General features: G+C 51.9%; 20 protein-coding genes, 2 tRNA genes and 2 rRNA genes. 6 read left to right on the forward strand and 18 right to left on the reverse strand.

Translation table 11 applies throughout. From position 1 onward, the window contains the following. Positions 1-18: 18 nt before the first annotated feature. From ACW9E7_RS18330 to ACW9E7_RS18345, 4 genes are all read right to left on the reverse strand, one after another. A 23S ribosomal RNA gene (locus tag ACW9E7_RS18330) occupies positions 19-2,923 on the reverse strand. Between the two features lie 172 nt (positions 2,924-3,095). After that, positions 3,096-3,171: transfer RNA gene (locus ACW9E7_RS18335), tRNA-Ala, on the reverse strand. 107 nt (positions 3,172-3,278) lie between these two features. Continuing rightward, positions 3,279-3,355: transfer RNA gene (locus tag ACW9E7_RS18340), tRNA-Ile, on the reverse strand. Between the two features lie 69 nt (positions 3,356-3,424). Then, positions 3,425-4,964, reverse strand: a 16S ribosomal RNA gene (locus ACW9E7_RS18345). Together the 16S and 23S rRNA genes with 2 tRNA genes alongside form the textbook arrangement of a ribosomal RNA operon. 472 nt (positions 4,965-5,436) lie before the next feature. Between ACW9E7_RS18345 and ACW9E7_RS18350 the strand changes: the two genes are divergently transcribed. After that, positions 5,437-5,991: a gamma carbonic anhydrase family protein gene (locus ACW9E7_RS18350; protein ID WP_111966069.1), complete on the forward strand. Its 555-nt coding sequence runs from the start codon at positions 5,437-5,439 to the stop codon at positions 5,989-5,991. Here the strand turns inward: ACW9E7_RS18350 and ACW9E7_RS18355 are convergent. From ACW9E7_RS18355 to dprA, 6 genes are read right to left on the reverse strand one after another with little or no spacing between them, the layout of a single operon-like run. Beyond that, positions 5,967-6,215, reverse strand: coding sequence for a DUF1488 family protein (locus ACW9E7_RS18355; protein ID WP_111966068.1), 249 nt, complete (start codon positions 6,213-6,215; stop codon positions 5,967-5,969). The two genes, ACW9E7_RS18350 and ACW9E7_RS18355, sit on opposite strands and share 25 nt — an antisense overlap. Further along, positions 6,212-7,030: a shikimate dehydrogenase gene (gene aroE, locus ACW9E7_RS18360; protein WP_133295233.1), complete on the reverse strand. Its 819-nt coding sequence runs from the start codon at positions 7,028-7,030 to the stop codon at positions 6,212-6,214. The genes ACW9E7_RS18355 and aroE overlap by 4 nt, the downstream gene beginning before the upstream one ends. 4 nt (positions 7,031-7,034) lie before the next feature. Beyond that, positions 7,035-7,607, reverse strand: a complete 573-nt coding sequence (tsaC, locus tag ACW9E7_RS18365) for an L-threonylcarbamoyladenylate synthase type 1 TsaC (protein ID WP_115874277.1) — start codon at positions 7,605-7,607, stop codon at positions 7,035-7,037. Continuing rightward, entirely contained in the window at positions 7,600-8,154 is a 555-nt protein-coding gene (locus tag ACW9E7_RS18370; RefSeq protein WP_047652855.1) for a DNA topoisomerase family protein, read from the reverse strand. Before ACW9E7_RS18370 ends, tsaC begins: the two co-directional genes overlap by 8 nt. 26 nt (positions 8,155-8,180) lie before the next feature. Further along, entirely contained in the window at positions 8,181-8,654 is a 474-nt protein-coding gene (gene smg, locus ACW9E7_RS18375) for a DUF494 family protein Smg (protein WP_008503477.1), read from the reverse strand. Further along, complete coding sequence (gene dprA, locus ACW9E7_RS18380) at positions 8,626-9,750, reverse strand: DNA-protecting protein DprA (protein WP_133295234.1); 1,125 nt, start codon at positions 9,748-9,750, stop codon at positions 8,626-8,628. Before dprA ends, smg begins: the two co-directional genes overlap by 29 nt. A gap of 127 nt (positions 9,751-9,877) precedes the next feature. On the opposite strand from dprA, the gene def reads away from it, so the two are divergent. From def to mscL, 5 genes are all read left to right on the forward strand, one after another. Beyond that, on the forward strand, positions 9,878-10,387 hold the full coding sequence (gene def, locus ACW9E7_RS18385; protein ID WP_008503479.1) for a peptide deformylase: 510 nt from the start codon (positions 9,878-9,880) through the stop codon (positions 10,385-10,387). Positions 10,388-10,410: 23 nt separating this feature from the next. Further along, the gene (gene fmt / locus ACW9E7_RS18390; RefSeq protein ID WP_115874278.1) at positions 10,411-11,358 is read left to right on the forward strand and encodes a methionyl-tRNA formyltransferase; all 948 of its coding nucleotides are present in this window, start codon (positions 10,411-10,413) and stop codon (positions 11,356-11,358) included. Positions 11,359-11,410: 52 nt separating this feature from the next. Next, complete coding sequence (gene rsmB, locus ACW9E7_RS18395; protein WP_136195925.1) at positions 11,411-12,697, forward strand: 16S rRNA (cytosine(967)-C(5))-methyltransferase RsmB; 1,287 nt, start codon at positions 11,411-11,413, stop codon at positions 12,695-12,697. A gap of 22 nt (positions 12,698-12,719) precedes the next feature. Beyond that, positions 12,720-14,096, forward strand: a complete 1,377-nt coding sequence (trkA, locus tag ACW9E7_RS18400; protein ID WP_008503482.1) for a Trk system potassium transporter TrkA — start codon at positions 12,720-12,722, stop codon at positions 14,094-14,096. A gap of 146 nt (positions 14,097-14,242) precedes the next feature. Beyond that, a complete protein-coding gene (gene mscL / locus ACW9E7_RS18405; protein ID WP_023309449.1) occupies positions 14,243-14,653 on the forward strand; it encodes a large-conductance mechanosensitive channel protein MscL in 411 nt (136 codons plus the stop codon). Here mscL and ACW9E7_RS18410 read toward each other — a convergent pair whose 3' ends face one another. The 8 genes from ACW9E7_RS18410 to rpsM form a co-directional block, all read right to left on the reverse strand. After that, on the reverse strand, positions 14,654-14,869 hold the full coding sequence (locus ACW9E7_RS18410) for an alternative ribosome-rescue factor A (protein ID WP_115874279.1): 216 nt from the start codon (positions 14,867-14,869) through the stop codon (positions 14,654-14,656). A 57-nt stretch (positions 14,870-14,926) separates the two neighbouring features. Beyond that, a complete protein-coding gene (zntR, locus tag ACW9E7_RS18415; RefSeq protein ID WP_014833516.1) occupies positions 14,927-15,352 on the reverse strand; it encodes a Zn(2+)-responsive transcriptional regulator in 426 nt (141 codons plus the stop codon). A gap of 2 nt (positions 15,353-15,354) precedes the next feature. Then, complete coding sequence (locus ACW9E7_RS18420) at positions 15,355-15,723, reverse strand: DnaJ family domain-containing protein (RefSeq protein ID WP_458728188.1); 369 nt, start codon at positions 15,721-15,723, stop codon at positions 15,355-15,357. A 107-nt stretch (positions 15,724-15,830) separates the two neighbouring features. Continuing rightward, positions 15,831-16,214 carry a 50S ribosomal protein L17 gene (gene rplQ, locus ACW9E7_RS18425; RefSeq protein WP_001216368.1) on the reverse strand — a complete coding sequence of 128 codons (384 nt, stop codon included), beginning with the start codon at positions 16,212-16,214 and terminating at the stop codon, positions 15,831-15,833. A gap of 40 nt (positions 16,215-16,254) precedes the next feature. Continuing rightward, entirely contained in the window at positions 16,255-17,244 is a 990-nt protein-coding gene (locus ACW9E7_RS18430) for a DNA-directed RNA polymerase subunit alpha (RefSeq protein ID WP_002919219.1), read from the reverse strand. Between the two features lie 25 nt (positions 17,245-17,269). Beyond that, positions 17,270-17,890 (reverse strand): 30S ribosomal protein S4, encoded by a 621-nt coding sequence (gene rpsD, locus ACW9E7_RS18435; RefSeq protein ID WP_004868345.1) that lies wholly within the window; start codon positions 17,888-17,890, stop codon positions 17,270-17,272. Positions 17,891-17,923: 33 nt separating this feature from the next. Beyond that, entirely contained in the window at positions 17,924-18,313 is a 390-nt protein-coding gene (gene rpsK, locus ACW9E7_RS18440) for a 30S ribosomal protein S11 (RefSeq protein WP_003863312.1), read from the reverse strand. A gap of 16 nt (positions 18,314-18,329) precedes the next feature. After that, the gene (gene rpsM, locus ACW9E7_RS18445) at positions 18,330-18,686 is read right to left on the reverse strand and encodes a 30S ribosomal protein S13 (protein ID WP_063079676.1); all 357 of its coding nucleotides are present in this window, start codon (positions 18,684-18,686) and stop codon (positions 18,330-18,332) included. Positions 18,687-18,733 lie beyond the last annotated feature (47 nt).

Genomic DNA, 18,733 nt, shown 5'->3' on the forward strand with positions numbered 1-18,733 from the left:
AAACACCTTCGGCGTTGTAAGGTTAAGCCTCACGGTTCATTAGTATCGGTTAGCTCAACGCATCGCTGCGCTTACACACCCGACCTATCAACGTCATAGTCTTTAACGTTCCTTCAGGAGACTTAAAGTCTCAGGGAGAACTCATCTCGGGGCAAGTTTCGTGCTTAGATGCTTTCAGCACTTATCTTTTCCGCATTTAGCTACCGGGCAGTGCCATTGGCATGACAACCCGAACACCAGTGATGCGTCCACTCCGGTCCTCTCGTACTAGGAGCAGCCCCCCTCAATTCTCCAGCGCCCACGGCAGATAGGGACCGAACTGTCTCACGACGTTCTAAACCCAGCTCGCGTACCACTTTAAATGGCGAACAGCCATACCCTTGGGACCTACTTCAGCCCCAGGATGTGATGAGCCGACATCGAGGTGCCAAACACCGCCGTCGATATGAACTCTTGGGCGGTATCAGCCTGTTATCCCCGGAGTACCTTTTATCCGTTGAGCGATGGCCCTTCCATTCAGAACCACCGGATCACTATGACCTGCTTTCGCACCTGCTCGAGCCGTCACTCTCGCAGTCAAGCTAGCTTATGCCATTGCACTAACCTCCTGATGTCCGACCAGGATTAGCTAACCTTCGTGCTCCTCCGTTACTCTTTGGGAGGAGACCGCCCCAGTCAAACTACCCACCAGACACTGTCCGCAACCCGGATCACGGGTCTACGTTAGAACACCAGCCATTAAAGGGTGGTATTTCAAGGACGGCTCCACGCAGACTGGCGTCCACGCTTCAAAGCCTCCCACCTATCCTACACATCAAGGACCAGTGTTCAGTGTCAAGCTATAGTAAAGGTTCACGGGGTCTTTCCGTCTTGCCGCGGGTACACTGCATCTTCACAGCGAGTTCAATTTCACTGAGTCTCGGGTGGAGACAGCCTGGCCATCATTACGCCATTCGTGCAGGTCGGAACTTACCCGACAAGGAATTTCGCTACCTTAGGACCGTTATAGTTACGGCCGCCGTTTACCGGGGCTTCGATCAAGAGCTTCGCGTTGCCGCTAACCCCATCAATTAACCTTCCGGCACCGGGCAGGCGTCACACCGTATACGTCCACTTTCGTGTTTGCACAGTGCTGTGTTTTTAATAAACAGTTGCAGCCAGCTGGTATCTTCGACTGATTTCAGCTCCACCCGCAGGGGCTTCACCTACATATCAGCGTGCCTTCTCCCGAAGTTACGGCACCATTTTGCCTAGTTCCTTCACCCGAGTTCTCTCAAGCGCCTTGGTATTCTCTACCTGACCACCTGTGTCGGTTTGGGGTACGATTTCGTGTTACCTGATGCTTAGAGGCTTTTCCTGGAAGCAGGGCATTTGTTACTTCAGCACCGTAGTGCCTCGTCATCACACCTCAGCGTTAATAAGGTACCGGATTTACCTGGAACCTCCGCCTACATGCTTAAACCGGGACAACCGTCGCCCGGCTAACATAGCCTTCTCCGTCCCCCCTTCGCAGTAACACCAAGTACAGGAATATTAACCTGTTTCCCATCGACTACGCCTTTCGGCCTCGCCTTAGGGGTCGACTCACCCTGCCCCGATTAACGTTGGACAGGAACCCTTGGTCTTCCGGCGAGCGGGCTTTTCACCCGCTTTATCGTTACTTATGTCAGCATTCGCACTTCTGATACCTCCAGCATGCCTCACAGCACACCTTCAACGGCTTACAGAACGCTCCCCTACCCAACAACACATAGTGTCGCTGCCGCAGCTTCGGTGCATGGTTTAGCCCCGTTACATCTTCCGCGCAGGCCGACTCGACCAGTGAGCTATTACGCTTTCTTTAAATGATGGCTGCTTCTAAGCCAACATCCTGGCTGTCTGTGCCTTCCCACATCGTTTCCCACTTAACCATGACTTTGGGACCTTAGCTGGCGGTCTGGGTTGTTTCCCTCTTCACGACGGACGTTAGCACCCGCCGTGTGTCTCCCGTGATAACATTCTTCGGTATTCGTAGTTTGCATCGGGTTGGTAAGCCGGGATGGCCCCCTAGCCGAAACAGTGCTCTACCCCCGAAGATGAGTTCACGAGGCGCTACCTAAATAGCTTTCGGGGAGAACCAGCTATCTCCCGGTTTGATTGGCCTTTCACCCCCAGCCACAAGTCATCCGCTAATTTTTCAACATTAGTCGGTTCGGTCCTCCAGTTAGTGTTACCCAACCTTCAACCTGCCCATGGCTAGATCACCGGGTTTCGGGTCTATACCCTGCAACTTAACGCCCAGTTAAGACTCGGTTTCCCTTCGGCTCCCCTATACGGTTAACCTTGCTACAGAATATAAGTCGCTGACCCATTATACAAAAGGTACGCAGTCACACCACGAAGGTGCTCCCACTGCTTGTACGTACACGGTTTCAGGTTCTTTTTCACTCCCCTCGCCGGGGTTCTTTTCGCCTTTCCCTCACGGTACTGGTTCACTATCGGTCAGTCAGGAGTATTTAGCCTTGGAGGATGGTCCCCCCATATTCAGACAGGATACCACGTGTCCCGCCCTACTCTTCGAGTTCACAACCTGTGTGCTTTCGTGTACGGGACTGTCACCCTGTACCGTGCGACTTTCCAGACGCTTCCACTAACACACAAGCTGATTCAGACTCTGGGCTGCTCCCCGTTCGCTCGCCGCTACTGGGGGAATCTCGGTTGATTTCTTTTCCTCGGGGTACTTAGATGTTTCAGTTCCCCCGGTTCGCCTCGTTAACCTATGTATTCAGTTAACGATAGTGCAACGAATTGCACTGGGTTTCCCCATTCGGACATCGCCGGGTCAAAGGTTCATATCACCTCGCCGGCGCTTTTCGCAGATTAGCACGTCCTTCATCGCCTCTGACTGCCAGGGCATCCACCGTGTACGCTTAGTCGCTTAACCTCACAACCCGAAGATGTTTCACTTCATGATTGCGAAAATTTGAGAGACTCGAACACACCATTAAAGATGTGTCGTTTCAATTTTCAGCTTGATCCAGATTTTTAAAGAGCAAAACTTCGCAGTGCACCTTTTCAGGTTCACTCTGAAGTTTTCTTGTGTTTGCAGTAAAAGATGGTGGAGCTATGCGGGATCGAACCGCAGACCTCCTGCGTGCAAAGCAGGCGCTCTCCCAGCTGAGCTATAGCCCCATCGTTTTGCAATCTCTGTACCGGTAATTTTTCCTGAGACAAGGCGTGGTAACGCGAAGCATACATCAGTATGTGAGCGTTGCCGCAACGCAGTATCAGGGAAAATTTGGTAGGCCTGAGTGGACTTGAACCACCGACCTCACCCTTATCAGGGGTGCGCTCTAACCACCTGAGCTACAAGCCTGCAGAGATTTTTACTGCTGTTTTTCATCAGACAATCTGTGTGAGCACTACAAAGGCAGGTTCTTTAAGGTAAGGAGGTGATCCAACCGCAGGTTCCCCTACGGTTACCTTGTTACGACTTCACCCCAGTCATGAATCACAAAGTGGTAAGCGCCCTCCCGAAGGTTAAGCTACCTACTTCTTTTGCAACCCACTCCCATGGTGTGACGGGCGGTGTGTACAAGGCCCGGGAACGTATTCACCGTAGCATTCTGATCTACGATTACTAGCGATTCCGACTTCATGGAGTCGAGTTGCAGACTCCAATCCGGACTACGACGCACTTTATGAGGTCCGCTTGCTCTCGCGAGGTCGCTTCTCTTTGTATGCGCCATTGTAGCACGTGTGTAGCCCTACTCGTAAGGGCCATGATGACTTGACGTCATCCCCACCTTCCTCCAGTTTATCACTGGCAGTCTCCTTTGAGTTCCCGGCCTAACCGCTGGCAACAAAGGATAAGGGTTGCGCTCGTTGCGGGACTTAACCCAACATTTCACAACACGAGCTGACGACAGCCATGCAGCACCTGTCTCAGAGTTCCCGAAGGCACCAATCCATCTCTGGAAAGTTCTCTGGATGTCAAGAGTAGGTAAGGTTCTTCGCGTTGCATCGAATTAAACCACATGCTCCACCGCTTGTGCGGGCCCCCGTCAATTCATTTGAGTTTTAACCTTGCGGCCGTACTCCCCAGGCGGTCGACTTAACGCGTTAGCTCCGGAAGCCACGCCTCAAGGGCACAACCTCCAAGTCGACATCGTTTACGGCGTGGACTACCAGGGTATCTAATCCTGTTTGCTCCCCACGCTTTCGCACCTGAGCGTCAGTCTTTGTCCAGGGGGCCGCCTTCGCCACCGGTATTCCTCCAGATCTCTACGCATTTCACCGCTACACCTGGAATTCTACCCCCCTCTACAAGACTCTAGCCTGCCAGTTTCGAATGCAGTTCCCAGGTTGAGCCCGGGGATTTCACATCCGACTTGACAGACCGCCTGCGTGCGCTTTACGCCCAGTAATTCCGATTAACGCTTGCACCCTCCGTATTACCGCGGCTGCTGGCACGGAGTTAGCCGGTGCTTCTTCTGCGGGTAACGTCAATCGCTGAGGTTATTAACCTCAACGCCTTCCTCCCCGCTGAAAGTACTTTACAACCCGAAGGCCTTCTTCATACACGCGGCATGGCTGCATCAGGCTTGCGCCCATTGTGCAATATTCCCCACTGCTGCCTCCCGTAGGAGTCTGGACCGTGTCTCAGTTCCAGTGTGGCTGGTCATCCTCTCAGACCAGCTAGGGATCGTCGCCTAGGTGAGCCGTTACCCCACCTACTAGCTAATCCCATCTGGGCACATCTGATGGCAAGAGGCCCGAAGGTCCCCCTCTTTGGTCTTGCGACGTTATGCGGTATTAGCTACCGTTTCCAGTAGTTATCCCCCTCCATCAGGCAGTTTCCCAGACATTACTCACCCGTCCGCCGCTCGTCACCCAGGAGCAAGCTCCCTGTGTTACCGCTCGACTTGCATGTGTTAGGCCTGCCGCCAGCGTTCAATCTGAGCCATGATCAAACTCTTCAATTTAAGTTTGATGCTCGTGAATTAAACTTCGTAATGAATTACGTATGTTCACTCAGAGACTTGGTATTCATTTTTCGTCTTGCGACGTTAAGAATCCATGTCACTTTGAGTGCCCACACAGATTGTCTGATAAATTGTTAAAGAGCAGTGCAACGCGGCTTTCGCTCACCGTTGCGAGGTGGCGTATATTACGCTTTCCTCTTTCAGAGTCAACCCGTTATTGCAGGATTTTTTCTCTTCAACCGAACCGCTTGTTGTGTGAAGTGATTCACATCCGCCGTGTCGATGGAGGCGCATTATAGGGATCCCATTTTTTAGCACAAGTATTTTTTAGATCTTTTTTTCCGACTGCTGATTTTCCGCGCTTTTCGCTGAAATCCCGCCCGATCTGCTTAAATATTGACGTATTTTGCCTTGCCTCGATCCATTAATACGATCAAAGTCTTATGTATAGCGCTCATTGTTAGAGGTAGATATGCCCGCAGTATTACGTCCTTATAAAGATCTGTTCCCCCAAAAAGGCGATCGCGTGATGATCGATGCCAGTAGCGTGGTGATTGGTGATGTCCGAATGGCCGATGATGTCAGTATCTGGCCACTCGTCGCCATCAGGGGTGATGTTAACTATGTGTCGATTGGTGCACGTACCAATATTCAGGACGGTAGCGTCCTGCACGTCACGCACAAATCCTCCTATAACCCGGAAGGCAATCCCCTCATCATTGGAGAAGAGGTTACCGTCGGCCATAAAGTGATGCTTCACGGCTGCACTATCGGAAATCGCGTACTTGTTGGCATGGGGTCGATTTTGCTGGATGGCGTCATAGTAGAAGATGACGTGATGATTGGAGCCGGTAGCCTGGTCCCGCAGAACAAACGGCTGGAGAGCGGCTATCTCTATCTGGGAAGTCCGGTAAAACAGATCCGCCCCCTTAAGGAGGCAGAGATCGAAGGATTAAAATACTCGGCGAACAACTACGTAAAATGGAAAAATGATTATTTGGATCAGGATAGCCAAACCCAACCCTGATCGTCTTCCTGCTCTTCGCGGATTAAATCGCTGGCTTCCTCTTCCAGATCCCAGCGATTTTCGCAAAATACCGCTATCGGATCTGAACCGCCAAAACGACGCAACAGCGTTTCCCCATGAATGGCACAGGTCAGTTGCATGCCGTGCACCAGAACCGGGAAACAGACCGCTTGCTTACTTTCATCCCAGCTCTCTCTGTCCGGAAAATGAATAGCCTGATTCACGCCGAAAGCTCCTGCTTTAACTTTTCAATGACCGGCTCGACTGCAGGCAACACCCCGTGCCAGAGAAGCACCGCATGCGCAGCCTGCCCCACCAGCATGCCGAGTCCATCGGCTAACTTTTTCGCACCGTGTTGTTCACACCAGTAAAGGAAAGGCGTCTTCCCTTTCTGATAAAACATGTCATAGAAATACATATGCGCACTGACCAGCGAAGCGGGGATCGCCGGGATCTCACCGTTGATGCCGCTGGATGTAGCATTAATGACAAGATCGAACTCACGATCGGCAAGATCGTCAAGAGCTACCGCGCTCACGCTGCCGATATGCGCAAACAACGCCGCCAGCGCTTCTGCCCGGGAAAAGGTTCTGTTAGTAACGGTCACCGAACAGTCCAGTGAAAGCAGAGGCAACAGAACGCCCCGCGATGCGCCACCCGCGCCAATCAGCAGGATCCGGAATCCGGGCTTGATAAAGGAGAGCCTTTCCAGATCGCTGAGTAAACCAATCCCGTCGGTGTTGTCACCCAAAAAGCGTCCATCCTCAAGCCGTTTTAGAGTATTGACTGCACCAGCCAGTGAAGCGCGCTCGGTTAGCTCATCCGCACGTTCGAAGGCTTCCTCTTTAAAAGGCACCGTCACATTCGCGCCTTTGCCCCCCGCGGCGAAAAAGGCCTCCAGCGTTGGGATAAAAGCATCCACTGGCGCCAGTATGCGACCGTAGGGATGATCAATCTCCAGCTGCTCCGCGAATTGCTGATGGATCAACGGTGACTTGCTGTGTGCAATGGGATTGCCAAAAACAGCATAGGTTTCCATGAGATTACCCCTGGCGAAAACGTTCGCCGGTCAAAGCGTCGCGAATTTCAGACGGATTCAGGCGCCCTCCCGTTTCACCGACAGCAACAGGGAAGTCATCCCCGAACTGCGCCAGCACTTCTTCGGTTGTCCTACAAGGCGGCAATCCGGTCAGGTTAGCACTTGTTGAGACTAGCGGTTTACCAAATGCCAGACAAAGCTCAACCACCAGCGGATGGTCAGTTACGCGAACGGCGAGGGAATCAAAGCGTCCGGTTAACCAACGCGGGGTTGTCGGCTGCGCCGGGAAGACGAAGGTCACTGGTCCCGGCCACGCGGAGAAGATAGTCTCGCGCTGCGCCGGCGTCAGCATAGAGTCATCGATATAAGGTTTAAGCTGCTCGTAATTCGCAGCGATCAAAATCAGTCCTTTCTCGACGGGTCTTTGTTTCAGGGCAAGCAGACGGCTCACAGCCGTCTCGCTGTCAGGATCGCAACCGACCCCAAAAACAGCTTCAGTTGGATAGGCGATGACTTCTTCATTTTTCAGTACGTCCACTGCATGCGCAATGGAGCCTAATGGCAGGTTATTATTCACTATTTTGATCCGCCGTAACCGGCTTTCCACATTGTTTACTGGCGCAGAAGCGTTTCATGCCTTGCGCGGTTTTCTTCTCTATCAGTAGCGGATAATTGCAATGAGGGCAGGTTCCCGCTACCGGTTTAAAATTGATGACGAACTGGCATTCAGGGTAGCGATCGCACGAATGGAAGGTCTTACCATAACGGGAACGGCGCTGTACCAGCTGACCGCGCTGACACTGAGGACACGCAATTGCCGTTTCATCAGGCTTATCAATTTGTTCCGTATGCTCACATTCTGGATAGCGGCTACATCCAATAAACATGCCGAAACGCCCCTGCCGCAGGGCTAATTCACCACCGCACACGGGACAATACTGACCCTCCAGAATTTTAACGATATGTCCATCCGCCTGGCTTTTCAGAGGACGAACATAATCACATTCCGGATAGTGTGAACAACCGAGAAACGGGCCGTGTTTCCCGGACCGAATAACAAGTTCAGCCCCGCACTGCGGGCAGGGCTCGTTTTTATGCACCGTGAATAGTGCTGATTTGGCCATAACAACTCTTGGTGCTGCACATTGAATTAGTGCAGCATACCTTCATTCACTTCAAAGAGTAATTCTTCCATTTGCTGATAGGCATTTTCACAGCCCGGAATATTAAACAGAACCATCAGGATCACCCATTTGAGATCTTCCAGTTCGAATTCTGCTGTATCCAGCGCCATGACGCGCTCTATCACCATTTCTCTCGTTTCGAGGTTCAGCACCTGAATCTGCTCAAGGAATAAGATGAATCCCCGACAGCTGGCGTCCAGCCTTTCACACTCTTCTGCGGTATAAATGCGTACTGACAATGGATCAGAAGCAAGCTGCATCGGTTCGGCCAGGCCTTCCTGATAATCAGCCAGTTTTTCCAACCACATCAACGCATTATAGATGTCTTCCCGCTCAAACCCCGCATCGGTAAGATCCTGTGTCAATTTGTCCTGATCCACTCGCATTTCTGCTTCGTTATGGATGTAAGTCTCAAACAAATACATCAGTACGTCGAACATGGCATGCCCTCCTCAATCGGACATAGCCGCCGGGTACAGCTGCGATCCACCCTGCTAACTCCAGTTCGAGTAGCTGTGCTACCGTTACTGGCACAGGTTGGCCGGCACGTTCAGCGACAACGTCAACAGGTGTTACCTCATCTCCTACGTTAGCCAGGAGCTTGGGAAATGGCAATGCCACCTTTCCCTGATCTGATGAATATTGTCGCTTTTCGGGATCTTCCTGCAGCCATTGCAGCCCATATTGCAAATTTTCAAGAATATCCCCTACTTCCGTTACCGGTGTGGCCCCTTGTTTAATCAGCCAGTGGGGCCCCTCGCATCCGGGGTTACCTATCGGGCCGGGCAAGGCAAAGACCTCTCTCCCCTGTTCAAGCGCGCATCGTGCCGTGACCAGCGAACCGCTTCGCCGCGCAGCTTCAACTACCAGCACGCCTTTGCTAAGCCCGCTGATAATTCGATTACGACGCGGAAAGTTTGCCGGCCTGGGCTGCGCGGAAAGCGGAAACTCAGAGACTATCGCGCCGTCAGATTCAATAAGCCGCATCGCCAATGCCTGATGTCGGCGTGGATAAATGCTAAAAAGACCGTTCCCCAGGACCGCGACACTTTGTCCTTTAGCTGACAGCGCCGCGCTGTGGGCAACGCCGTCAATACCGCAGGCCAGCCCGCTGGTAATCGTGAAACCACTTTGTGTAAGCTGTTCGCACAGGATTTTCCCCCATCGCTCGCCGTACCATGACGGCGCACGACTGCCTACCACCGCCAGCTGAACGCTATTAAGCGTCTCTGGGTTACCTTTTATGAATAATGCACCGGGATAATCAGGGATCGTGCGGAGCAAAGGGGGATAAAGGGGATGGTTGGCCGTTAATAAATGATGCCCCGGCTGTTCAAGCCATAGCAGGCTACGTTCCAGCTCACTCTCATTGAACGCAAAGAACCGTTCAGCCTGCTTTGCTGTCAGTCCAGCATTTCTTAAGACAAGCGTGTCGATGCCTTCCTGCTTCTGCAGTCGTGCAGCCGCTTCCAGCATTACATCACCACACAGAGACCCTGTGTGTATTAGCCGTAGCCATATCTCGGTCAACGTCATCCTTTCCCCTGCCATAAGCGGCCTCCGCAATCATTGCGATTGGTCACTGATGCTGTCAATCGATGGGGGATTTGTCTAGAATAGAGGTAGTATTCTTATCAACTCCTGAACACGACTCTGGAAATTTATGGCAGTTTTGCAAGTGTTACATATTCCGGACGAGCGCCTTCGCATCGTCGCTGAACCGGTCAAAGAAGTGAATGCAGAAATCCAGCGTATCGTTGATGATATGTTCGATACCATGTACGCCGAAGAAGGCATTGGTCTGGCGGCGACGCAGGTAGACATTCATAAGCGTATTATCGTGATTGATGTTTCTGAAAATCGCGATGGCCGCCTGGTGCTGATCAACCCTGAGCTGCTCGAAAAGAGTGGCGAAACCGGTATTGAGGAAGGCTGTCTGTCTATTCCTGAACAGCGTGCGTTAGTGCCGCGAGCTGAAAAGGTGAAAATTCGCGCCCTGGATCGTGACGGTAATCCGTTCGAACTGGAAGCAGATGACCTGCTGGCGATTTGTATTCAGCATGAGATGGATCACCTTGTCGGTAAACTTTTTATCGATTACCTCTCACCGCTGAAACAGCAGCGTATTCGTCAGAAAGTAGAAAAACTGGATCGTTTGCGTTCTCGCGCATAACGCCCCCGGATACAAGGATCACCGTGTCTAAAACACTACGAATTATCTTCGCGGGAACCCCTGATTTTGCAGCGCGTCATCTTGACGCGCTGTTATCTTCTGGTCACAAGGTTGTTGGCGTCTTTACCCAGCCGGACCGTCCTGCTGGTCGCGGCAAAAAACTGATGCCCAGCCCGGTAAAAGTGCTGGCAGAAGAGCATGGGCTACCCGTTTTCCAGCCCGCATCGTTACGCCCACAGGAAAATCAGCAGCTGGTCGCTGACCTAAATGCCGACGTAATGGTGGTGGTGGCTTACGGTTTAATCCTGCCAAAAGCTGTGCTCGATATGCCTCGCCTGGGTTGCATCAACGTGCATGGGTCTTTGCTCCCGCGCTGGCGTGGTGCTGCACCTATTCAGCGCTCGCTGTGGGCTGGTGATGCCGAAACGGGCGTTACCATTATGAAGATGGACGTAGGTTTAGACACCGGCGATATGCTGTATAAACTGGCCTGCCCCATTACGTCAGACGATACCAGCGCCACGCTGTATGACAAACTGGCAGACCTCGGTCCACAAGGGCTTATCGAGACGCTCCAGCAGCTTGCTGACAATACGGCGAAACCGGAAGTTCAGGATGACGCGCTGGTGACATATGCCGAAAAGCTGAGCAAAGAAGAAGCGCGGATCGACTGGTCCCTGTCGGCCGCTCAGCTTGAACGCTGCATTCGCGCTTTCAATCCGTGGCCGATGAGCTGGATAGAGATTGATGAGCAGCCGGTGAAAGTGTGGAAAGCCTCCGTCATTAGCGGTACTACCACGGCTGAACCCGGTACGATCGTTGACGCCAATAAGAACGGCATCCAGGTGGCGACTGGGCAAGGGATATTGAATCTTGAATCGCTCCAACCGGCCGGTAAGAAAGCCATGAGCGCTCAGGATCTGTTAAATTCCCGTCGCGAATGGTTTATCCCGGGCAACCGTCTTGCCTGAGCAAATTTATTCTTAAGGCCCGGTGTTTCCGGGCATTTTTATTTTTACGGTTATGAAAAAACAAAATCTACGCAGTATGGCGGCTCAGGCCGTCGAGCAGGTTATTGAGCAGGGCCAGTCATTGAGCAACGTCCTGCCTCCCCTGCAGCAAAAAGTCTCTGATAAGGATAAAGCCCTGCTTCAGGAGCTCTGCTTTGGCGTCCTGCGCATGCTTTCTCAACTTGAGTGGTTGATTAATAAGCTGATGTCACGCCCAATGACAGGCAAACAGCGCACCGTACACTATTTGATTATGGTGGGTTTTTATCAGCTTCTTCATACCCGCATCCCACCCCATGCCGCGCTGGCAGAGACGGTGGAAGGTGCCGTTGCGATTAAACGCCCTCAGCTGAAAGGGCTGATCAACGGCGTATTGCGTCAGTTCCAGCGACAGCAGGATGAGCTTCTGGCTGAATTTGCCCAAAGCGAAGCGCGCTTCCTGCATCCGGACTGGCTGTTGAAGCGCCTGAAAAAAGCTTATCCACAGGAGTGGCAGGACATTGCCGATGCTAACAACCAGCGTCCACCAATGTGGTTACGCGTGAATCGTAATCACCACACCCGTGACGCATGGCTGGCATTACTTGAAGAAGCTGGAATGAGCGGCTTCACCCATGACGCATACCCTGATGCCGTGCGCTTAGCATCGCCTGCACCGGTACATGCATTGCCCGGCTTTGAAGACGGTTGGGTAACGGTACAGGATGCCTCGGCTCAGGGTTGCATGACCTGGCTTGAACCCCAAAACGGTGAGCAGATCCTCGATCTCTGCGCAGCGCCTGGGGGCAAAACGACCCATATTCTTGAAGTGGCTCCGCAGGCCAGCGTGATGGCGGTGGATGTTGATGAGCAGCGTCTTTCACGCGTTTATGACAACCTCAAGCGTCTGGGCATGAAGGCACAGGTTAAGCAAGGCGATGGGCGCAAACCCGCGGAATGGTGTGGTGAAACCCAGTTTGACCGCATTTTGCTGGATGCCCCCTGCTCAGCAACCGGCGTGATTCGTCGTCATCCGGATATCAAGTGGCTGCGTCGTGATCGTGATATTAACGAGCTTGCCCAACTGCAATCCGACATTCTCGACGCCATCTGGCCGCATCTCAAACCCGGCGGCACGCTGGTCTATGCGACCTGCTCAGTGCTGCCGGAAGAAAACAGTCAGCAAATCTCGGCCTTTCTTAAACGTACCCCGGACGCGGCGCTGCGCGATACGGGAACGCCTGAATGCCCGGGTCAGCAGAATCTGCCGGGTACAGAAGAGGGTGATGGCTTCTTTTACGCTAAGCTAATCAAAGAGTGATGTTGAGAACAGGTCACGAGATATGAAGATTATCATTCTGGGCGCAGGACAGGTTGGCGGAACGCTGGCGGAAAACCTGGTTGGGGAAAACAACGACATCACCATAGTTGATACCAACGGCGATCGCCTGCGTGTTTTACAGGACAAATTTGACCTGCGGGTGGTGCAGGGTCATGGTTCGCACCCACGTGTTCTTCGTGAGGCAGGCGCCGACGATGCCGACATGCTGGTTGCGGTAACCAGTTCTGATGAAACTAATATGGTGGCCTGTCAGGTGGCCTACTCGCTTTTCAACACGCCAAACCGAATTGCGCGTATTCGCTCTCCGGACTATGTTCGCGATGCTGAAAAACTGTTTAATTCCGAAGCGGTCCCCATCGACCACCTTATCGCGCCTGAACAGCTGGTTATCGACAATATCTACCGCCTGATCGAATATCCGGGTGCCCTGCAGGTGGTAAACTTTGCCGAGGGCAAAGTGAGTCTGGCAGTGGTTAAGGCCTATTACGGCGGACCATTGATCGGCAATGCGCTTTCCACCATGCGCGAGCACATGCCGCATATCGATACGCGCGTCGCAGCCATTTTCCGTCACGACAGACCCATTCGCCCGCAGGGCTCCACGATTGTCGAAGCCGGTGATGAGGTCTTCTTTATTGCGGCCTCACAGCATATTCGTGCGGTGATGAGTGAACTACAGCGTCTCGAAAAACCCTATAAACGCATTATGCTGGTCGGCGGCGGCAATATCGGTGCAGGTCTCGCACATCGGTTAGAAAAAGATTACAGCGTGAAGTTGATCGAGCGCGATCAACAGCGTGCTGCTGAACTGGCGGAAAAACTGCAAAATACGATCGTATTTTATGGTGATGCGTCCGATCAGGAGCTACTGGCTGAAGAGCATATTGATCAAGTCGATCTCTTTATTGCCGTCACCAACGATGACGAGGCAAATATAATGTCCGCCATGCTCGCGAAGCGCATGGGGGCAAAAAAAGTCATGGTGCTTATCCAGCGCAAGGCGTATGTCGATCTGGTTCAGGGCAGCGTTATTGATATTGCCATTTCGCCTCAGCAGGCAACAATTTCAGCGCTTCTGAGCCATGTTCGTAAAGCGGATATTGTCGGTGTGTCATCGCTCCGCCGTGGCGTGGCGGAAGCCATTGAAGCTGTTGCTCACGGAGATGAAACCACGTCACGCGTCGTGGGCCGGTCAATCGATGAAATTAAGCTTCCACCAGGCACGATCATCGGCGCCGTTGTGCGCGGGAATGATGTCATGATTGCCAATGACAATTTACGAATTGAGCAAGGCGATCACGTTATTATGTTCCTTACCGATAAAAAGTTTATTACCGACGTCGAACGTTTATTCCAGCCAAGTCCATTCTTCCTTTAAAGAATTGGGTGCTCCAGAAAGAGCACCCTTACTTTATCCTTTTCATTTCTGTGCCTTTTATTTTTCATAATGTTTAATTATCCCGAATGGCAATTGGCTAATCATTTGTTAAACTTAAACTCGTCAGCTGGCACAAGGAGAGAACAATGAGTTTTATTAAAGAATTTCGCGAATTTGCGATGCGCGGGAACGTGGTGGATTTAGCTGTGGGTGTCATTATTGGTGCGGCATTCGGCAAGATTGTTTCATCATTAGTGGCCGACATTATCATGCCACCTTTAGGGTTGTTAATCGGGGGCATTGATTTCAAACAGTTCGCTTTCACGCTGCGTGAAGCACAGGGTGATGTGCCGGCAGTCGTGATGCACTACGGCGTTTTTATTCAGAACGTATTTGATTTTGTGATTGTCGCGTTTGCCATTTTTATGGCTATCAAGCTGATCAACAGGCTCAATCGTAAGAAAGAAGAGCCAGCTGCAGCACCTGCACCAACGAAAGAAGAAGTGCTGCTGAGTGAGATCCGCGATCTGTTAAAAGAGCAGAACAACCGCGTTTAATCAAGAGCTTAAAGCAGGAAGGCCAGTGGTAAATAAGCGATTCGCTTGCTTGCCACTGGCCTCCCAGTTACCCCGTTTTTCATGCTTGTCTTTACGCAGATAACTTCCTTTCCCTTTTTTATTCTTCTCAACGCGCTGTCTGAATAGCGGGTCGTGAAGTAGTGCCTCAATGGCATTGTCTTTGATCTGACCTTTCGTGTGCTGATAGCGGCTCATAAATTCTCCTGAGCTTGGTTTATGACGACGGGAGTCTAGACCCGGTTTGACTAAAAATCAACAGCCCTGCGTTTCTCCACTGGCCCCCTGTTCAAGGGCTTCGAGAATGGAACAATAAATACTGCTGTGGGCCGTACCGCAGCAGGCATCATTCAGCCTTTGCAGAGATCGCTGCATGGTTTGCAGCTCCTGAATGCGTGCTTCCACTTCATCCAGACGGGCCTGCACAATGCTTTTAGACTCCTGGCAGGTGTGATGTGCCGGATCGATGCGGATCGATAATAGCTCGCGGATCGAGTCTAATGTGAAGCCGAGCTGGCGCGCATAACGAATAAACCGCAGGCGCTGCAGATCGTTATCGGTATAAAGTCGAAAGCCACCTTCAGTACGAACTTCATGATCGATCATCTGCTGCTTTTCGTAATATCGGATAGTATCCGGCGTCACGTTCGCGAGCTTCGCAAGTTCACCGATACGGTACATAGCTACTCCTCGTTTATTCTTCGCAACAAGCGTTCACCGTATTCACCGTGCAGAAAGTCAGTGTTCATTCCTGCCTGGCGAAGCTTGAGTTCAATCAGGACGAGACGACGGCTAAGTTCAGAATGTCGCGGATCGTCCTGACGGATGCCTTTAAGCAGATCGGCCAGTTCAACAGCCTCTCTGCGCTGTTCAAGCTCCGGAGGGAGACAGCCTGCATTTTTCAGTAAACGGTAGCCCGCCCGTAGTTCAGGCGCAATGTGCGAGTCATCGTCAAGCACAAGGGGTTCACCGCGTCCCGGAAGATCGTCGAATTCACCTTTTTTTTGGGCATCACGAATATGGCGTTCTGCCCACTGGTCAAGCAACCACATTACCCGCTCCAGGAGATGAACAGAATTGATACAGACATTGTAGAGAAGTGGGGATATCGCGGATATAAAAAAACCCGCCGAAGCGGGTTTTTTTACGTTACTGCAGATTACTCTGCAGCAGCTTCTGCTTTCTCTGAACGATCAACCAGCTCGATGTAAGCCATCGGCGCGTTGTCGCCTGCACGGAAACCACACTTCAGAATGCGAGTGTAACCACCTGCACGGCTCGCGAAACGCGGGCCCAGTTCGTTAAACAGTTTTGCCACGATCTCGTTATCACGAGTACGGGCGAATGCCAGACGACGATTAGCAACGCTGTCAGTCTTGGCAAGAGTAATCAGCGGCTCAACTACGCGACGCAGCTCTTTCGCTTTAGGCAGGGTCGTCTTGATGATCTCATGACGAACCAGTGAACCTGCCATGTTGCGGAACATAGCCTGGCGATGGCTGCTGTTGCGGTTCAGTTGACGACCACTCTTACGATGGCGCATGACCTTATCCTTCTCAGTAAAACCTTAACCTGTGATCCGGTTACTCGTCAGCAATGCTTGCCGGTGGCCAGTTTTCCAGGCGCATGCCCAGAGACAGACCACGAGAAGCCAACACGTCTTTAATCTCAGTAAGAGATTTTTTACCCAGGTTCGGCGTTTTCAGCAACTCAACCTCGGTACGCTGTACCAGATCACCGATATAGTGGATAGCTTCTGCCTTGAGGCAGTTAGCAGAGCGGACAGTCAACTCGAGATCGTCAACAGGGCGCAGCAGGATCGGATCGAATTCTGGTTTCTCTTCTTTCACTTCCGGCTGACGTACATCACGTAAGTCAACGAAAGCTTCCAGTTGTTCTGCCAGGATGGTTGCCGCACGACGAATCGCCTCTTCAGGATCGATTGTGCCGTTGGTTTCCATTTCGATGACCAGCTTGTCCAGGTCGGTACGCTGTTCTACACGCGCTGCTTCAACATTGTAGGCAATACGCTCTACAGGGCTGTAGCATGCGTCGACCAGCAGACGGCCGATTGGGCGCTCATCTTCTTCCGAATGAATTCGGGCAGAAGCCGGCACATAACCACGACCGCGCTGAACTTTGATACGCATGCTAATCGCTGCGTTCTCATCGGTCAGGTGGCAGATCACGTGCTGCGGCTTGACGATTTCAACATCACCGTCGTGGGTGATGTCGGCTGCAGTCACAGGGCCAATGCCAGATTTATTCAGAGTAAGAATAACTTCATCTTTACCCTGAACTCTCACCGCCAGCCCTTTCAGGTTGAGCAGGATTTCAAGGATATCTTCCTGAACGCCTTCTTTGGTGCTGTACTCATGAAGTACACCATCAATCTCAACCTCGGTCACCGCGCAACCCGGCATCGATGAGAGCAGAATACGGCGCAGTGCGTTACCCAGAGTATGGCCAAAGCCACGCTCTAAAGGCTCAAGGGTCACCTTGGCGTGCGTCGAACTCACTTGCTCGATATCTACCAGGCGCGGTTTTAGAAACTCTGTCACAGAACCCTGCATTGTGTCCTCTCTTTGGTACTAAGCTTTACTTGGAGTAAAGCTCGACGATCAGGTGTTCGTTAATGTCCGCAGACAGATCAGAACGTTCTGGCTGACGCTTGAACGTACCTTCCATCTTGCCAGCATCAACTTCCAGCCAGGTTGGCTTTTCACGCTGCTCAGCCAGCTCCAGAGCGGCCTTCACGCGAGATTGCTTTTTCGCTTTCTCACGAATGCTAACAACGTCATTCGCTTTAACCTGATAAGAAGCGATGTTAACAACACGACCGTTTACCATGATTGCTTTGTGGCTAACCAGCTGACGTGATTCAGCACGAGTAGCGCCGAAGCCCATACGGTATACAACGTTGTCCAGACGACCTTCCAGCAGAGCCAGCAGGTTTTCACCTGTGTTGCCTTTCAGACGTGCTGCTTCTTTATAGTAGTTACGGAACTGACGCTCCAGCACACCGTACATACGGCGAACTTTTTGCTTTTCACGCAACTGCACACCATAGTCAGACAGACGCGGTTTACGCGCACCGTGCTGGCCAGGAGCTTGTTCAATTTTACACTTGGTATCGATCGCGCGAACGCCAGACTTAAGGAATAAGTCGGTGCCCTCACGACGGCTCAGCTTGAGCTTAGGACCCAAATATCTTGCCATTTTCTATCTCCAACTAACCTAAAAAACGGAGCGTTATACGCGACGTTTTTTCGGCGGACGACAACCGTTATGAGGGATCGGAGTCACATCAGTAATATTCGTGATGCGGAAACCAGCGGCGTTCAGAGCGCGAACAGTAGATTCACGACCCGGACCCGGACCTTTAACCATAACTTCCAGATTCTTGATGCCGTATTCTTTTACGGCTTCAGCGCAACGCTCTGCTGCAACCTGAGCTGCGAACGGAGTGGATTTGCGAGAACCACGGAAACCGGAACCACCGGCTGTTGCCCAACCCAATGCGTTACCCTGACGATCAGTAATAGTAACGATGGTGTTGTTGAAAGAAGCATGGATATGAGCCACGCCGTCAGAGACTTGTTTTCTTACACGTTTACGTGCACGAACTGGTGCCTTTGCCATTATTCAATCACCCCGATTATTTCTTGATCGGTTTGCGCGGACCCTTACGGGTACGTGCGTTGGTCTTAGTACGCTGACCGCGCACTGGCAGACCACGACGATGACGCAAACCGCGATAGCAACCAAGATCCATCAGGCGCTTGATGCTCATGCTGATTTCACGGCGCAGATCACCTTCAACGACAAATTTGGCAACTTCGTCACGCAGCGTGTCGATTTGTTCTTCAGACAGCTCACTGATCTTAACATCTTCAGCGATACCCGCTGCAGCCAGAATGGCTTTAGAACGGGTCTTGCCGACGCCGTAGATCGAAGTTAATGCGATCACAGCATGTTTATGATCAGGAATGTTAATGCCTGCTATACGGGCCACTATGCACTCCTACTATTTAATATGTACGCACCATGCTGAAAAGCCCG

Source organism: Enterobacter sp. H2G27, assembly GCF_054403075.1.

Excerpts from the sequence above, each read along its gene's own strand:
- ACW9E7_RS18350 (WP_111966069.1), top strand. The coding sequence starts at position 5,437 with ATGCCCGCAGTATTACGTCCTTATAAAGATCTGTTCCCCCAAAAAGGC.
- aroE (WP_133295233.1), bottom strand. The coding sequence starts at position 7,030 with ATGGAAACCTATGCTGTTTTTGGCAATCCCATTGCACACAGCAAGTCA.
- ACW9E7_RS18370 (WP_047652855.1), bottom strand. The coding sequence starts at position 8,154 with ATGGCCAAATCAGCACTATTCACGGTGCATAAAAACGAGCCCTGCCCG.
- smg (WP_008503477.1), bottom strand. The coding sequence starts at position 8,654 with ATGTTCGACGTACTGATGTATTTGTTTGAGACTTACATCCATAACGAA.
- dprA (WP_133295234.1), bottom strand. The coding sequence starts at position 9,750 with ATGACGTTGACCGAGATATGGCTACGGCTAATACACACAGGGTCTCTG.
- def (WP_008503479.1), top strand. The coding sequence starts at position 9,878 with ATGGCAGTTTTGCAAGTGTTACATATTCCGGACGAGCGCCTTCGCATC.
- rsmB (WP_136195925.1), top strand. The coding sequence starts at position 11,411 with ATGAAAAAACAAAATCTACGCAGTATGGCGGCTCAGGCCGTCGAGCAG.
- trkA (WP_008503482.1), top strand. The coding sequence starts at position 12,720 with ATGAAGATTATCATTCTGGGCGCAGGACAGGTTGGCGGAACGCTGGCG.
- mscL (WP_023309449.1), top strand. The coding sequence starts at position 14,243 with ATGAGTTTTATTAAAGAATTTCGCGAATTTGCGATGCGCGGGAACGTG.
- ACW9E7_RS18410 (WP_115874279.1), bottom strand. The coding sequence starts at position 14,869 with ATGAGCCGCTATCAGCACACGAAAGGTCAGATCAAAGACAATGCCATT.
- zntR (WP_014833516.1), bottom strand. The coding sequence starts at position 15,352 with ATGTACCGTATCGGTGAACTTGCGAAGCTCGCGAACGTGACGCCGGAT.
- ACW9E7_RS18420 (WP_458728188.1), bottom strand. The coding sequence starts at position 15,723 with ATGTGGTTGCTTGACCAGTGGGCAGAACGCCATATTCGTGATGCCCAA.
- rplQ (WP_001216368.1), bottom strand. The coding sequence starts at position 16,214 with ATGCGCCATCGTAAGAGTGGTCGTCAACTGAACCGCAACAGCAGCCAT.
- ACW9E7_RS18430 (WP_002919219.1), bottom strand. The coding sequence starts at position 17,244 with ATGCAGGGTTCTGTGACAGAGTTTCTAAAACCGCGCCTGGTAGATATC.
- rpsD (WP_004868345.1), bottom strand. The coding sequence starts at position 17,890 with ATGGCAAGATATTTGGGTCCTAAGCTCAAGCTGAGCCGTCGTGAGGGC.
- rpsK (WP_003863312.1), bottom strand. The coding sequence starts at position 18,313 with ATGGCAAAGGCACCAGTTCGTGCACGTAAACGTGTAAGAAAACAAGTC.